At 47.4% G+C, this 15,795-nt stretch carries 9 protein-coding genes; 6 read left to right on the top strand and 3 right to left on the bottom strand.

Annotation, left to right across the window (positions count from 1 at the left end; all coding sequences use genetic code 11):
• The first annotated feature begins 290 nt into the window (after window positions 1–290).
• From GGU45_RS16850 to GGU45_RS16830, 5 genes are all read left to right on the top strand, one after another.
• Entirely contained in the window at window positions 291–1,481 is a 1,191-nt protein-coding gene (locus GGU45_RS16850; protein ID WP_435226702.1) for a dipeptidase, read from the top strand.
• 1,032 nt (window positions 1,482–2,513) lie between these two features.
• Window positions 2,514–4,196 carry a PNGase F N-terminal domain-containing protein gene (locus tag GGU45_RS16845; RefSeq protein ID WP_435226700.1) on the top strand — a complete coding sequence of 561 codons (1,683 nt, stop codon included), beginning with the start codon at window positions 2,514–2,516 and terminating at the stop codon, window positions 4,194–4,196.
• Between the two features lie 218 nt (window positions 4,197–4,414).
• Entirely contained in the window at window positions 4,415–5,455 is a 1,041-nt protein-coding gene (locus GGU45_RS16840) for an efflux RND transporter periplasmic adaptor subunit (RefSeq protein WP_435226698.1), read from the top strand.
• 34 nt (window positions 5,456–5,489) lie between these two features.
• Complete coding sequence (locus GGU45_RS16835; protein ID WP_435226696.1) at window positions 5,490–8,579, top strand: efflux RND transporter permease subunit; 3,090 nt, start codon at window positions 5,490–5,492, stop codon at window positions 8,577–8,579.
• Window positions 8,580–8,582: 3 nt separating this feature from the next.
• Window positions 8,583–9,968 carry a TolC family protein gene (locus tag GGU45_RS16830; RefSeq protein WP_435226694.1) on the top strand — a complete coding sequence of 462 codons (1,386 nt, stop codon included), beginning with the start codon at window positions 8,583–8,585 and terminating at the stop codon, window positions 9,966–9,968.
• A 516-nt stretch (window positions 9,969–10,484) separates the two neighbouring features.
• Here the strand turns inward: GGU45_RS16830 and GGU45_RS16825 are convergent.
• The gene (locus GGU45_RS16825) at window positions 10,485–10,928 is read right to left on the bottom strand and encodes a hypothetical protein (RefSeq protein WP_435226693.1); all 444 of its coding nucleotides are present in this window, start codon (window positions 10,926–10,928) and stop codon (window positions 10,485–10,487) included.
• A gap of 1,024 nt (window positions 10,929–11,952) precedes the next feature.
• Complete coding sequence (locus tag GGU45_RS16820; RefSeq protein WP_435226691.1) at window positions 11,953–13,113, bottom strand: Gfo/Idh/MocA family protein; 1,161 nt, start codon at window positions 13,111–13,113, stop codon at window positions 11,953–11,955.
• Between the two features lie 201 nt (window positions 13,114–13,314).
• Here GGU45_RS16820 and GGU45_RS16815 point away from each other — a divergent pair, with 201 nt between their 5' ends.
• A complete protein-coding gene (locus tag GGU45_RS16815) occupies window positions 13,315–14,259 on the top strand; it encodes a L,D-transpeptidase (protein ID WP_435226690.1) in 945 nt (314 codons plus the stop codon).
• Window positions 14,260–14,544: 285 nt separating this feature from the next.
• On the opposite strand, the gene GGU45_RS16810 is transcribed toward GGU45_RS16815, so the two are convergent.
• Window positions 14,545–15,588, bottom strand: coding sequence for a flavin reductase family protein (locus tag GGU45_RS16810; RefSeq protein ID WP_435226688.1), 1,044 nt, complete (start codon window positions 15,586–15,588; stop codon window positions 14,545–14,547).
• Window positions 15,589–15,795: the final 207 nt, after the last annotated feature.

Below are 15,795 nucleotides of genomic sequence, written 5' to 3'. Positions count from 1 at the left end.
AACGGCCGCCGCGAAGGCCCGAAGACACAAAGCGCCACAAAGGTTCCCATTTCCCTTTGCGCCTCTGTTTGCCACAGAGAGATTCTGAAATGGCAGCAGCCATCTGCCGGGAAAACCGCTGCGTCCCTGCTCCTTTGCGCCGCCGCGGGAAATAAACAAACATAGAAGACATAGAAAACTTTAGACTTTTCTACATTAAAAACAGCCGTTATTTTTGTAGCCCTAAAAGAATCTGTGTTTCAGCGGCAATAACACAGCATCTTTGTGGCCACACATCAATCGTTAAAACCATGAATCGATCCGGTTTAAAAACAACGGGGTTAATATGCCTGTTGCTTTGCTCCTTGTATGCATCCGCACAAAAAGCAGCAAGGATCCACAACAAAGCCATCCTCATTGATGGGCATAATGATGTAACCTCTGCATCCGTAGTGCGCGGAAGAGATATTACGGAACCCCAGCCAGACCGGCACACGGACCTTCCCCGATGGAAAAAAGGCGGGCTGGATGTGCAGTTCTTTTCCATTTTTACCGGTCCCGTGGCACAAAACCCCAAAGGTGTATACGCCGATGCCATGGACCAGATCGACTCCCTGGAAGCCCTCGTGCACCGCCACCCGCAACAGCTGATGCTGGCCAAAAGCTATCAGGAAATACAGCGCGGCATCAAACAAAAAAAGCTGGTGGCCCTCATTGGCGTTGAAGGCGGCCATATGATTGAGAACAACCTGAATAAACTGGACAGCCTGCAAAAAAGAGGGATGCGTTACCTGACCCTTACCTGGAACAACAGCAACGCATGGGCTACAAGCGCCCTGGATGAAACGCTCCATGCCGACACACTACAACATAAAGGCCTTACCGCATTTGGCAAATCCGTTGTACAGCGGCTCAATCAACTCGGCGTATTGGTGGATCTGTCCCATACCGGCGAACAAACCTTTTATGACGCCATTGCCGCCAGCACCAAACCCGTTATTCTATCGCACAGCTCCGTTTACAATCTCTGTCCCGTCTTCCGCAATGTAAAAGACGATCAGATCAGGGCCGTAGCAAAAAACGGCGGGGTCATCTGCATCAATTTTTACTCCGGCTTCATCAGCAGGAAATTTGATCAAAAGCTGGCTTCACTTTCCGAGCCGGTAAAAAAACAGTTCATCGATTCCGTTTCCCGGCAAACCGGAGATTCGCAACAGGCCCTCGCGCAATGGGACCGCTATTTTAAAAAAGAAATGGAAGCTGCCCGCCCCACGCTTTCGGACCTCGCAGATCATATTGATTATATTGTAAAACTGGTGGGTGATGATTATGTGGGCATCGGGTCTGATTATGATGGTATCGGGTCTGTACCCATCGGGCTTGAGGATGTAAGCACCTACCCCCGTATCACCGCCGAATTGCTGAAACGGGGCTATAGCAAAAAATCGATCCGGAAAATACTGGGCGGAAATGTGCTGCGGGTGATCCGGGCCAGCTTCTAACGATCGTTAACACTCAACCGCAAAGAACGCCAGTTTTTTTCAATGTTCGCAAAAGGTCATAGCGATCCTTGCGGGTCCTTCGCGCACTTTGCGGTTAAGTTCTAACCACAAAGAACGAAAGGGTTTCGCAAGGAGCCTTACACATCGCGGTTAACACCCAACCGCAAAGAACGCCAGTTTTTTTTTTGCAATGTTCGCAAAGGGTCATTGCGATCCTTGCGGGTTCTTCGCGCACTTTGCGGTTAAATTTTAACCACAAAGAACGAAAGGGTTTCGCAAGGAGCCTTACACACATCGCGGTTAACACTCAACCGCAAAGAACGCCAGGTTTTTTCGCAATGTTCGCAAAGGGTCATTGCGATCCTTGCGGGTCCTTCGCGCACTTTGCGGTTAAGTTTTAACCACAAAGAACGAAAGGGTTTCGCAAGGAGCCTTACACACATCGCGGTTAACACTCAACCGCAAAGAACGCCAGTTTTTTTTTTGCAATGTTCGCAAAGGGTCATTGCGATCCTTGCGGGTCCTTCGCGCACTTTGCGGTTAAGTTCTAACCACAAAGAACGAAAGGGTTTCGCAAGGAGCCTTACACATCGCGGTTAACACCCAACCGCAAAGAACGCCAGTTTTTTTTTTGCAATGTTCGCAAAGGGTCATTGCGATCCTTGCGGGTCCTTCGCGCACTTTGCGGTTAAGTTCTAACCACAAAGAACGAAAGGGTTTCGCAAGGAGCCTTACACATCGCGGTTAACACCCAACCGCAAAGAACGCCAGTTTTTTTTTTGCAATGTTCGCAAAGGGTCATTGCGATCCTTGCGGGTCCTTCGCGCACTTTGCGGTTAAGTTCTAACCACAAAGAACGAAAGGGTTTCGCAAGGAGCCTTACACATCGCGGTTAACACCCAACCGCAAAGAACGCCAGGTTTTTTCGCAATGTTCGCAAAGGGTCATAACGATCCTTGCGGGTCCTTCGCGCACTTTGCGGTTAAGTTTTAATCCCTTCAGGTGGTTATCTTTGCACCACTGAATAACATTATGATGAAAATAAAAGTCTTACTGTTGGCGGCCTTAGTAACAGGTGTACATATATTGGGAAATACTCAGGTAGCCTTTACCGGCAGCCCGGTTTATAAGATCACCTACGGCTCCGGATTTAACGGAAAAATGCCGGAAAAACAAAACAAGACCTGGGTGTTTGCCGGGCCACATCAGACATTGATCACTACAGAAAGGGATTTTACCGGGAAGGCCTCCTACCCCTTTGAGCTATCACTGGTTGACCGTGCAGCTAACCAGCAGCAGCTTTTCGCTTTTTTAAACGAAAGGGAACGTATTTCTACGATCGACACCGCATTGCGTACCCAGCAATTTGAATTGCTGAATGAGACCAAAGAGCTATTGGGCTATCGCTGCAAAAAGGCAAAAACTGTTGTAAACTCCAATACGATCGAACTATGGTATACGGACCAGCTCCCGGTAAAGGGGGCACCTACCATATTGGGGCAAAACCTGGGCCTGGTACTGGAGCAGGTCCGCAATGGCAATAATGTGATCCGTGCCGAAAAAATTGAGTTGCAAAAACCGGAGCTCCCCTCCTTCCTGGCACAGAAAACACAGCCAACGGACCTGCTGAGCTATCGCGATGCCATCTGGAACAGCCGGTTTACCACCATCCCCTTGTTTAGCGATCAGGTTATCAACTTTTCCGATACCAGCAAATCAACCGGTGATGTAATGCGATTTGCCAGCGGCACCATCATTGTAAAAAAAATAAAGATGCCGGTAGTCGATAGTGGTAGTCGCATTTTCCTGGACCTTAAAGAGCAATCCAATGGTGATGCATACGACCGCACGGGCACCGTATTTCTGATCCCCACAGACAAAAAGCAATCCTTCATGGATGGGTTAAAAAACGGTGTAAAAACCCTTCCGGCCTATACGAATGGTAACGGAAAAAGCTACCAGGGCGTAACTGCCACTGCGGACTATACGCCCCCGCTGGAACTGATGCGTTTCTTTACACCCTTTGGTATAAAACAGTTTAACCACATCCAGCTTAAAGGAAAACAATGGCAGGAAGCCGTTCCTTACCGCCAGGACCTTACAGATCTTGCTTCAATGTTCAGCAACAAAGAAGTCTTTATCGGCGTATTCATTGGCAACTATGATAAAGGCGGGCACAAGGTAACCGCGCATCTTACCATTCATAAGGGCGGACCCGACAAACAACCCCAACAGGTTCGTTCCCTTTTTAATACACTCAATATTATGGAGATGGCCGGGCAGGATTATGCTACAATGTTTGATAATGATAAGGGGCTGATCGTGCATTTCCGGGTTGATACCCCCCTAAAAAACGCTCATTTACTTTATACCACCACCGGGCACGGAGGCTGGGGCAATGGCGATGAGTTTGTGCCCAAACAGAACACCATCCGGCTCAATGGTAAAGTAATCTTTGACCTGGTGCCCTGGCGGCAGGACTGCGGCAGCTATCGCCTCTTTAACCCGGCATCGGGCAATTTCAGTAACGGGCTATCTTCTTCCGATCTGAGTCGCTCCAACTGGTGCCCGGGTACGGTAACCAACCCCTTCCGGATCAGCCTCGGCAACCTTGAAGCGGGGGAATATACTCTGCAGGTAACCATTCCACAGGGGAAACCCGAGGGGACCAGCTTCAGCGCATGGAATGTTTCAGGGGTGCTTATAGCAGACTGATCCGGTTCCAGGTTTCACATTAGATCCGGTTTTATACTCCATGAGCCGTTCATCGTTTTTTGTTTGATGTTTGAGGTTCAATATTAACCGGGTTCTTCATATATTAGTAGGTTCATCAGAAATCAGAAAAAACCGCATCTTTCCGCAAGATTTGCCCCATGAAGGCGTCTTATAGACTTGATAGCCACCATTTAATTATTCAACTAAATAACATTCGTTTGAACCGGTTCCCAACGTTACTCTTCTTGCTGCTGACACTGAGCATCCTGGCTTGCAATGAAAAGAAAAAACCGGCCCCGTCTGGTCAGAAAAAAGATGCAGCCCGGGTGGATGCATTTATCGTAAAAACAGAGTCGTTTGCCGAAAACATTGAAACACCGGGAACCATCGTTGCCAATGAGGTAACGGAGATCCATCCCGAGGTATCGGGCCGGGTGGTTCAGCTCCACCTGAGGGAAGGGCAGTTTGTGAGCCAGGGAACGGTGCTGGCCAAAATTTATGACGGCGATCTGCAGGCACAGTTAAAAAAGCTGGAATCACAACTGGCTATTGCAAAAGTTAACGAGGACCGGGCGCGGCAACTGGTAGGCATACAGGGCATCAGTAAGCAGGACTATGATAACAGCGTGCTGACGCTGCAGAATATCCAGGCTGATATGGCCCTGATCCGGACCGAAATTTCGCGCACTGTAGTACGGGCGCCCTTTAGCGGAAAAATGGGTTTGAAGGCGATCAGCCCCGGCGCCTATGTAACGCCCGCAACCGTTATTGCCACCATCAATCAGACCAGCACCCTTAAGATCGATTTTGTGGTTCCCGAAAAATACACGACAAAAATAGCTGCCGGCCAAATTGTAAGTTTCACAGTTGAAGGCAACAATACCAATTATACGGCCAAAGTGATGGCCACCGAATCCAATGTAGCCGTCAGCAATCGCAGTTTAACGGTAAGGGCCCAGGTTACAGGACCGGTGCAGGGGCTGATTCCCGGTGCTTTTGCTAAAGTAAAAATAGGATTCGCTCCAAAAAACAATGCCATTTTTATTCCCACCCAATCCATCCTGCCCACGGCCCGCGGCAAACAGGTAATCCTGGTAAGCAATGGCAAGGCGCTCTTTTCAGATGTGGAAACCGGCAGCAGGGATTCTGCACGGATCGAAATTACAAGAGGCCTGAAAACAGGAGACACAGTCCTTGTAACAGGCGTAATGGCTACAAAGCCTCATGCAAAAGTGAATATCAACAAGATCGTCAACTGAAAAAAGAGATGACAGATCATCTAATATATTATTGATGAATATTTCTGAGCTAAGTTTGAGGAGACCGGTTTTGGCCATTGTGATGAACCTGGTTATTATCGTGTTTGGGTTCATTGGGTTTAAATTCCTGGGGGTGCGTGACTACCCGGCTATTGACCCACCCAATATCAGCGTAAGGACCAGCTACCCCGGTGCCAATGCCGACATTATCGAAAGCCAGATTACCGAGCCCCTGGAAGACGCCATCAACGGTATTGCCGGTATTCGCGATATTACCTCCAGCAGCAGCAACGGCACCAGCAACATCAATGTAGAGTTTGAAGTGGGCGCCAACCTGGAAACGGCTGCCAACGATGTGCGCGACAAGGTATCTGCCGCACAGCGCCAGCTGCCTCCCGATCTTGAAGAACCATCCGCCGTTACAAAAGCCGATGCCAGCGCCGAGCCCATCCTTGCCATGACCGTACAGAGCGCCACCAAAAATCCGCTGGAGCTTACAGAATATGCTACCAACAGTCTGATAGACCGGCTGCAAACCATTCCCGGAGTCAGCAGTATCGATACCTGGGGCGAAAAACGCTTTGCCATGCGGCTTTGGCTGGACCCCAACAAGATGGCTGCCTTTAACATTACGGCATCCGATATACAGTCGGCCCTGCAGCGCGAAAACATCGAACTCCCCTCCGGAAAATTAACCGGCGAAAATACCGAGCTGACCATCCGTACTTTCGGGAGGCTCGACACCGAGGAAGAATTTGCAAACATCATTATAAAAAATGACGGGGGAGCCGATATCCGCGTTAAAGATGTAGCCAACGTGGTACTGGGACCGGAAAACGAAGAATCGGCCTTAAAAGAAAGCGCCATTCCCATGATTGCCCTGGCCATTATCCCCCAGCCGGGCGCCAATTATGTATCCATCTCCAATGAATTTTATAAAAGGATGGAAACAATTAAAAAGGAAGTGCCTGATGATATCAAACTGAATATTGCCCTGGACCAAACTCAATACATCAAAAAATCCATCACCGAAGTAGAAGAAACCCTCTTCATCGCCATTGGCCTGGTAGTGATCATTATTTATTTATTTTTCCGCGACTGGATCCTTTCGATACGTCCGCTGATCGATATCCCGGTATCGCTGATCGGCGCTTTCTTTATCATGTACTTTATGGGCTATACCATCAATGTACTGTCCCTGCTGGCTATTGTGCTGGCTACGGGGCTGGTGGTAGATGATGGTATTGTGGTAACGGAGAACATCTTCAAAAAACTGGAGCAGGGCATGAGCAAGCGAAAAGCGGCACTGGAAGGCTCCAAGGAAATCTACTTTGCCGTTATTGCCACATCCATAACCCTTGCGGTGGTCTTTTTGCCCATCATCTTCCTGCAGGGCTTTGTGGGCAGCCTGTTCCGCGAGTTCGGGATCGTGGTAGCCGGTGCGGTACTCATTTCCGCATTTGTATCATTAACCCTTACACCGGTGCTTAATGTGTTCCTGTCTAAAAAGAACGTACACAAACACTCCTGGTTCTACAATAAAACAGAGCCTTTTTTCCGCGGGCTCGAGTACTACTATGAGCGATCACTCAAAGCCTTTATGAAAGTACGGTGGGTATCCTGGCTGATCGTGGTTGCCTGCTTTTGTATTATTGGAGTCATCGGGCGCAATATCCAGTCGGAGCTGGCCCCCATGGAAGACAAGAGCCAGTTCCGGTTAAACCTTACCGCGCCGGAGGGTACTTCTTTTTATGCGATGGACTCCTATGTAGACAAAGTATCGCAATTCCTGATCGACTCCATTCCCGAAAAAGAGATTGTACTTTCCATTACGGGATCCCGCCGGAGCGGCAGCTCCAATTCCGGCATGGTGCGGGTGCGCCTGGTGCCCCCCAATGAACGGGATCGTTCTCAAAAGCAGATCGTGGATTACGTAAACCGGCACCTGTCGAAGTATACGGAAGCCCGCGCCTTTGCAATACAGGATCAAACCATTCAGGTAAACCGCCGTGGCGGGCAGGATGTACAGTTTGTAATCCAGAATAATGATTTTGAAAAGCTTTCGGAAATGCTGCCCCGGTTCCTGGAAGAATGTAATAAAAGCGATATCCTGCAGCAGGTGGATGCCGACCTGAAATTTAATAAGCCGGAATTAAGAGTACATGTAGACCGGTTAAAAGCCGCACAGCTGGGCATAACGGTCAGCGATGTATCGCAGGCCCTGCAAACCGCATACAGCAACCAGCGTTTGGGTTATTTTACCCGTAGTGGGAAGCAATACCAGGTAATGGCGCAGGTAGACCGTATTGACCGCGATGACCCGAATGACCTTAAAAAGATTTTTGTACGGAACAACCAGGGCCAGCTCATCAGCCTGGACAATATCACCAACGCTGTAGAGTCTACCACCCCGCCCACAATCTATCACTTTAACCGGTACAAATCGGCCACCATATCTGCAGGGCTTACCGAGGGGCACACCGTGGGCGATGGGGTAAAGGAAATGAACCGGATTGCACAAAAGATGCTGGATGAATCGTTTACCACCTCGCTGAGCGGCTCCGCCCGGGATTTTGCAGAAAGCAGCAGCAATACCAGCTTTGCTTTCCTGCTGGCGCTGGGTCTTATATTCCTGATCCTTGCGGCACAATTCGAAAGTTTTATTGATCCGTTTATCATTATGATTACCGTGCCGCTGGCCCTGGCCGGCGCCCTGTTGTCGCTTTGGATCTTCGGGCATACCCTGAACATTTTTTCGGAAATCGGTATGATCATGCTCATTGGGCTGGTAACCAAAAACGGCATCCTGATTGTGGAGTTTGCCAACCAGAGCCGCAAGAAAAACATGGGCAAGCGGGAGGCGGTAATATTTGCGGCGGGTCAGCGTTTGCGGCCCATCCTTATGACAAGCATGACCATGGCCCTGGGCGCGCTGCCCATTGCCCTGTCGCTGGGCGCCGCCGCCACCAGCCGCATTCCGCTGGGGATTGTGATTGTAGGGGGTATCATCTTTTCGCTGATACTTACCCTGTATGTAATTCCCGCTATTTACAGTTATCTTTCATCCAATAAGAAGAATAAAGAATTTGATGAAATGCTCCGGCTGGAAGATAAAACGCTTTAATAAATGAACAACGATCTTTATAAAATACGGCAACTATCGGCAGGAAGAAACCAGCCAACCTGTTTTCATAAAGCGCAGATACTGATACTTATCCTGGGCTTACTGGTATTTTCCGGATCGGTTTGCGCACAACGAACATTAACTTTAGAAGAAGCCATTGCCACCGCCCTGCTCAATAACTACCAGATACAATTGTCGAAAAACGATTCAACCATCGCCGCTATCGACTACAGCTATCGCAACATGGTGTTCCTCCCCAGTGTAAACGGCAATGCCGGGCTTACCAATACCAACAACAACCAGAAGCAGACGCTGGCAGATGGCACGCAACGCAAATCCAGTAATATCCGGAGTAATAACCTGCAGGCTAATGTGGCGCTTAGCTGGGTACTGTTTGACGGGCTTAAGATGTTTGCCACACGCGATAAAGCCGCGGCGCTGCTCGAAGCCGGTGAATACACTATCAAAGAACAGGTTGTTAATACCATTGCTGCCGTCATCAACAACTACTACGCCATTGCCAGGGGCAAGCAGCAGATCGGGGCCACCGATGTACAGATCAAACTCAACCAGGAGCGGGCCAGGCTGGCACAGAACAAACTTGATATCGGAACCGGCGCCAAGCCGGATGTGCTGCAAAGCAAAGTAGATCTGAACAGCCAGCGGTCGCTGCGCATGCAACAGGAAGTGCAGGTGGCACAACTTAAAGAACAGCTGGCCCAGGCCATGAACAGCCAGATCAATGGTGCGGCATTTGATATACCTGATACGATCCCGCTCAATTATGATCTTTCACTGGGAAATATCCTGGATGCGATTGAACAAAAAAACCCCTCGCTGCAACTGGCCAAAACAAGGATCCAGGTTGCCCAATATGGTGTAAAGGAAAGCCGGGCGGATCTTTACCCTACTTTGTCCTTTAACTCCATGTATAATTTTACCCGTACAGAAAACAAGAAGGTCATTAACCCCTTCTCCACCCTGTTTAATCAAAGTCATGGATACAACTATGGACTAACCGCCAGCATTCCGATTTTTAACCAGCTGTCGGCAAGGAGGAATATCAAACAAAGCCAGTGGGGTTTGAAGATGGAAGAGCTAAACTACGACAACCAGCATTCCCTCATCCGGCTGAATGCCATTAACTCTTATAAAAACTATGATCAGCAAAAGCGGGCGCTGAAACTGGAAGAGGAAAATATAGAACTGGCAAAGGAAAACGTGGACATTGTTTTTCAAACCTACAAGTTGGGCATGGCCACCCTGGTACAGTTGCGCGAAGCACAGCTCAGCCTGGCGCAGGCCTACGACCGGCTTATTGAGGCGCGGTATAATACCAAGTTATCCGAAACAGAACTGATGCGGCTGGAAGGGGATATATTGAGATGAGCGTTGAGCAGTCAGCGTTTAGGAGGGTTTAAAGTTTCACGTTCAAGGTTTCACGTTAGATTTTACACTGGTCCGGGGATTTGCTCTTCTAAGAAGATCGCGGGTTACTCATTTAACAACATGCATCCGGGGCTTGTTTAAAGTTCCAGGTTATTATAAAAAAATGATTAATAAAACAGACCTATACATTTCCCGCAACGATGCAAAGGAGCAATGACGCAAAGATTTAGCTGGACTGAAAATGAATTGAGTTTGCCGTCTGCCAACATTAAATGAATGTCGTAAGCGTGTCTGATTTTGTTCCTCAAATCATCAATCGGGTTTGCTGTTTGAGAGAAGCGAACTAAACTCATTATTTTTGACACTGTTTCAGCAGACCGCTAAAGTCTGCCCAGTATCCTTATCAAAAAGTTCGGGAATCCCATAATGTAAGAGCGGCTACCGTAGGTTCCGTTCAACATCGCTTTCATTGTTCGTCCTGCGGACGCAACGAAAGCTTAGTTATTGGAGGCAGGTTTATATCGTCATGATGTGAGTTGTCTTACTTCGAATATTGTCAATGCTTTCAAAAAAAGGAACTAACTGAGGGTCTATCCATTCTACTAAATTGTAGAGTTTCGTTCTTATGTCTAAAGCTAAAGAACAATCAATATTATGTCCGTTAAAGCAGAGTGGCTCACAATGGTTAACTCTATTTCTAAAACTCTTGATGTCGTCAAGCTTGTCATAAATGCTTGCTCTATTTTCTGTTATTGGTTTATGAGGGAATATGTGTATTGGTTGCCCGCCAACTAATGAATAATGATGCGACAAAAAGAACGCTAACCAAAATCCAAAAGTTTGGTCAGATATTATTTTACCGCTTGTTACAGGAATACCTCGTTTTGTTAGTTTGATCTCGTTTTTTTGAACACAGCTTCTCAAGAAATAATGGGAACTTCTCAAGGAATTATCTCTCATAAAACCAGTTTTCTGATTGATAATCCAGTCTGGGTCAGTAAAATGTGCTACTAAGATAATGTTTAGGCTATTTCTCAGAACGACCTCAAATTGGCTTAAAATAGGGTGAAATGATTAGGCTAATCGTATGTTAGCGTTGTATAGCTTTTTCGCTCTAGCATTATTATTTCCTGTCGCATTGAGATATCTATTATATCTTGGTCTTGAAAAATATTTATTCCTTAATTCTAATTTCATATTTGGCAATATCGGCTATTCTTTTTAAATTTGTATCATATAGACTTGGTAAAGCCTCTTTCTTTCATGGAAATGTAATCAAGTAAAAGATTTAAAGGAACTCATTTCGGGTTCCTTTTTCATTTATACACTTTCTTGTAAACGTTGGGTGTCGCTAAAACTTACTGCCAATGAGCCGGGTGTTTGCGAAGTGGCAAATGAAAAAAGCCCGTCTATTTTATTTTTGCCTTAGTTTAAGTTTTTGCCAGTTATAGAGATATGGCTTTTTTCATCTTGAAACGGAAGCAATACACGGGAGTTGCCATTTAGCAAACACCAGGTTGAACGAAGGTTGCCACGGGATTGCCTGTTTGATTATATTGAAAGTTGAGGCAGCTACCGTGTAAACCCGGCTCGTTGGACAAAAGCTAGATACGGGAAGCCTTGAGGTACGAAAGGCGAAGCACCGTGTGTGGCTGCCGGGAGTAGCAACTTTTGTTCAACTCGAAAATACACGCAATTAACATAGCCCCAACACCTCGTTTTCAGTCAGTCAGAGTAAAAGCAGTGTCGCTGTCCAAAATAAATGGTGCTCTTCCTGGAAGATCGCGAATGTGGCATCAGAAACAAGAAACCAGTATCCGGAAGCCGGCATCAGGTAGGGTAGTCTAAAGTTTAAGGTTCAATGTTTCACGCCGAATCCAACCTGAAACATTGAACCTTATATGTTAAGAAATAAACTCCCCAAGCATACAAACGGATCCAACTGAAACCTGGAACTTGAAACCTGAAAACCTGGACCAAAACCTTACACCACAAAATCCCACCATTTCTGATCTGATTGTGCAGAGGCCACAACATTGTCGATAAATGCCATGCCCCTTACGCCATCATCTACAGAAGGAAAATCAAGGCTTTCCTCAGACGGGGTTTCACCATGCAATTTGGCTTGCAGCGCCTGGGAAAAATTCCGGTAGTGATTGGCAAATGCTTCCAGGTATCCTTCGGGATGGCCTCCCGGAGTACGGCAATTATGTTTTGCATAGTTGCCCAGGTAACCGCTGCCGGCCCGGTACACCTGCGTGGGGGCATCCAGCCATTTTACCAGCAAGGTATTGGGCTCCTGCTGATGCCATTCCAGTCCGCCTTTTTCACCGTAGATTCTGATCTTTAATGCATTTTCCTCACCCGCTGCCACCTGGCTCGCTATCAATACACCGGATGCGCCCTGGTCAAACTTCAATAGTACCGCGCCATCATCATCCAGATTGCGACCTTCCACAATCGTGTTCAGATCTGCACAAAGTTTTGAAATATGCTGGCCGGTAATATATTCTGCCAGGTTGGCCGCATGGGTACCGATGTCGCCCATACAACCGCTCTTCCCGCTCTTTTTGGGATCGGTACGCCAGGCAGCCTGGGCATTGCCTTCCCGCTCCGACAAACGGCTCAGCCAGCCCTGGGGATATTCTACATAAACTTTTCTGATCTTGCCAAAAGCGCCTTCCGCTACCATCTGCCGGGCTTGTTTTACCATCGGGTAACCGGTATAGGTATGGGTAAGGCAAAGCATCAATCCTGTTTCCTTCACTTTCTGCTGTAATTGTTTGGCCTCATCCAAACTAAACACCATCGGCTTTTCGATCACTACGTTAAACCCATGCTCCAATGCCATCATGGCCGGCGCAAAATGCACAAAATTGGGCGTTACGATCGATACAAAATGTATACGCTTATCTTCCGGCAGCTGGCTCTCTTTGCGGATCATTTCCTCATAGTTCATATAAATACGATCTTCCGGAAGGAACAGCATTTCGCCGGATTCTTTGGCCACTTCGGGATGAATGCTCAACGCCCCGCAACACAGTTCTATCTGCCCGTCCATATTAAATGCCAGGCGATGGATGGCCCCGATGAAAGCGTCCTTTCCCCCGCCAATCATACCAACGCGCAACTTTTCTCTTTTCATATAGTAATTTTTATTTAACGTAAATGGTTACGAATATACATCTTTCTAACAGAAACCAGGCTTTACAAAAACAAGGATATCTTACATAAAAGCCATCGATATCTGGAAGGAGTTCGCCGGAATTAGCGATAAAAATTTAAAACAGCGATAACCTGTCTGTATCTTTTTTTACCGATATTGCATTGCAATTTTTATTTTAAAATGAACCGCCATTTCCTAACTGCTGCAGTCGTTTGTATATTGTTTACCGCCTGCAGGCAGATCGAAAAAAAGACCACCAACACCGCCACCGGAGCCATGCCAAAAGACACGGCCGGGGTGCCGGAACCGCCCCGCCTGAGCTACCGCTTTATGCAAAAAAAAGAATGGCAATCCTTAAAGGATAGCTTTGAAGGTGCCCGGCATCTTGATCTTTTAATTGCTATTAACCGAACCGACTCCAACCATATCCGGCGCCTGGACAGCATTCTGGTGCCCAGCAACTTTTCATTATCCCGTACCGCCTACCTGCCTTTTCCGGAGGAAGTTGACTTTTTAAAGGACATCCACAAGATCATCCTTTTTTCGCTGCATGCCCAGGCATTTGCAGCCTATGAAAACGGGAAACTGGTTTTAACAGGGCAAACCAATACGGGCCGCAAAAGCAAACCCACACCGGCACGGCTTTATTTCACCAACTGGAAGGCCCGCAAAACCACCAGTACCGTCAATGACGAATGGGAACTCAAATGGAATTTTAATGTGCACAACAGCTGGGGCATTGGCTTTCATGAATATGCGCTTCCGGGTTACCCGGCATCTCACAGCTGTATGCGACTGCAGGAATCTGATGCCCGGTACCTGTACGGCTGGGCCGAACAATGGATCCTTAAAAACAACCAGCAGGTGGCTGCCGGCACGCCCGTAGTCGTATTTGGCCAGTATCCTTTTGGAGCAGCCCGCCCCTGGTTTCAACTTGCTAAAGACCCCGCAGCGCTCACCATTCACCTGGACAGCCTCAAAAACTACCTGGCCACCTCCCTTCCGGAAATCAGAAAACAACAGCAACAAAGAGATTCCCTGTTATACACGGCAGGGGATAAAAAAGTGAATGGATCAGCGATAAAAAACCGTTCTTTCATAAAGGCTGCAGAAAATGTAAAATAATTGATACTGATTTCCTAAAAAATCACTCGTCCATCCCCGTTTATGGGGCAAAGTATAATTAATGGAGAAACCCTCGGATGATGGGTTTTGAGCGGGTTACAGTTTCAAATTCAAAAGCAGCTAGCTGTGATTGCTTCAAATTTTAGCAATAATCAATATTTCTTTTCAGCCTTAACTAAAGTTACGTTCAAAAAAAGGGCACATTAAAAAAAATTCGACAAATCCCCGGATTTTAAAGACGAACGCGGGTTTTATTTCGCCAGGCGCCCCGTTCTCGCGATCCCCTCATTCAAAAACAATAACGGCATCGCCACCTACCGGGTAACCCTGGCAGGTAAGTACACGGCCTTTTGCTATTTCATCATCCGTCAGCACCTCATTATAGGCCATCCAGATCTTTCCCGAAGTACAGGTAGCCACACAACTGCCGCATTGCCCCGACTCGCAACTATAAGGTAATGTAATGCCCGCTTTTTTGCCGGAGGCCGTAATCGTATCCGGATACTGTACCATCAGCTCCTGCATGGTGCGGCCAATCCGAATGGTAACCTTGTGCGCATCCAGATCCGGCGGCTTCGGTTTTAACAAGCGCGGCATGGGGTAAAAGTCCTCTTTAATGATCTGCTTGCCCACAACCCCGTTACTCTTTAATGAAATGCCGGCCATCAGCATATAATCATAAGGGCCGCAAATATAAAACAAGGTACGCGCCCTTACCGGCTGGGGCAGGTACTGCTCCACAAAATGCGTCAGCACCCAATGGCTGAGCCGCTTCTGCAGTACATCCGGATGATTGCTAAACAGGAAATGGATCCGAAGTCGATCTTCATACTCTTTTTGCAGCTGCAGCAGCGCTTCATAAAAAATGACAGCTGCCGCTGACCGGTTGCTGTACACCAGGGTTACCGGTACGGCCGTTGTCTTCAGCAGGGTTTTAATTAAGGAAAAACAGGGTGTAATGCCGCTCCCCGCGGCTAGAAAACAAAACTCCTTTTCTCTGGCATTTACGGGTAACACAAAAAAGCCGCTGATACCGGAGGTTTGAAGCACATCGCCGGTTTGCGCCTTATAAATAAGATAACGGCTAAACTCGCCATTATCAAGTTTTTTTACCGTAAATGCAAGTGGCTCTCCCACATCGGGGCTCGAAGAAATAGAAAATGAGCGCCGTTGCGCTCCCAGATGATTCTGAAAAACCAGGGTAAGAAACTGTCCGGGTTTATAAACAGGCTGCCAGCCCTCCAGCGGCTCCACGACAAATGTTTTTGCATCCGCTGTTTCGCGTATAATATTGGTAATCTTTATTTTTTTTATAACTGCATCATTCATCCTGCTAAATGTACTAATATCCGATTAGAATCCTGCAGGTTTTGATGCGACACCTCATCAAAAAAGCGCCCGGTATAAACCGGAGCGCCTTCTTTGCCTCTAAGTGTTTGCCTATTGCTTTATAAATTTTATATCCGTTTTGTTATTGCTAATGAGATCCTGAAGATAAATTAACCGGGGCCGGTTCGTTTTCAGCAATGGCCCAAA

Source organism: Niabella hirudinis (genome assembly GCF_051201075.1).
Lineage (GTDB): Bacteria > Bacteroidota > Bacteroidia > Chitinophagales > Chitinophagaceae > Niabella > Niabella hirudinis.
This window is presented reverse-complemented; position numbering and strand designations above follow the sequence as displayed.

Bases quoted from the DNA above. Each gene is read 5' to 3' on its own strand.
- GGU45_RS16845 (WP_435226700.1), top strand. From the start codon at position 2,514: ATGATGAAAATAAAAGTCTTACTGTTGGCGGCCTTAGTAACAGGTGTA.
- GGU45_RS16820 (WP_435226691.1), bottom strand. From the start codon at position 13,113: ATGAAAAGAGAAAAGTTGCGCGTTGGTATGATTGGCGGGGGAAAGGAC.
- GGU45_RS16825 (WP_435226693.1), bottom strand. From the start codon at position 10,928: ATGAGAGATAATTCCTTGAGAAGTTCCCATTATTTCTTGAGAAGCTGT.
- GGU45_RS16830 (WP_435226694.1), top strand. From the start codon at position 8,583: ATGAACAACGATCTTTATAAAATACGGCAACTATCGGCAGGAAGAAAC.
- GGU45_RS16835 (WP_435226696.1), top strand. From the start codon at position 5,490: ATGAATATTTCTGAGCTAAGTTTGAGGAGACCGGTTTTGGCCATTGTG.
- GGU45_RS16810 (WP_435226688.1), bottom strand. From the start codon at position 15,588: ATGAATGATGCAGTTATAAAAAAAATAAAGATTACCAATATTATACGC.
- GGU45_RS16850 (WP_435226702.1), top strand. From the start codon at position 291: ATGAATCGATCCGGTTTAAAAACAACGGGGTTAATATGCCTGTTGCTT.
- GGU45_RS16815 (WP_435226690.1), top strand. From the start codon at position 13,315: ATGAACCGCCATTTCCTAACTGCTGCAGTCGTTTGTATATTGTTTACC.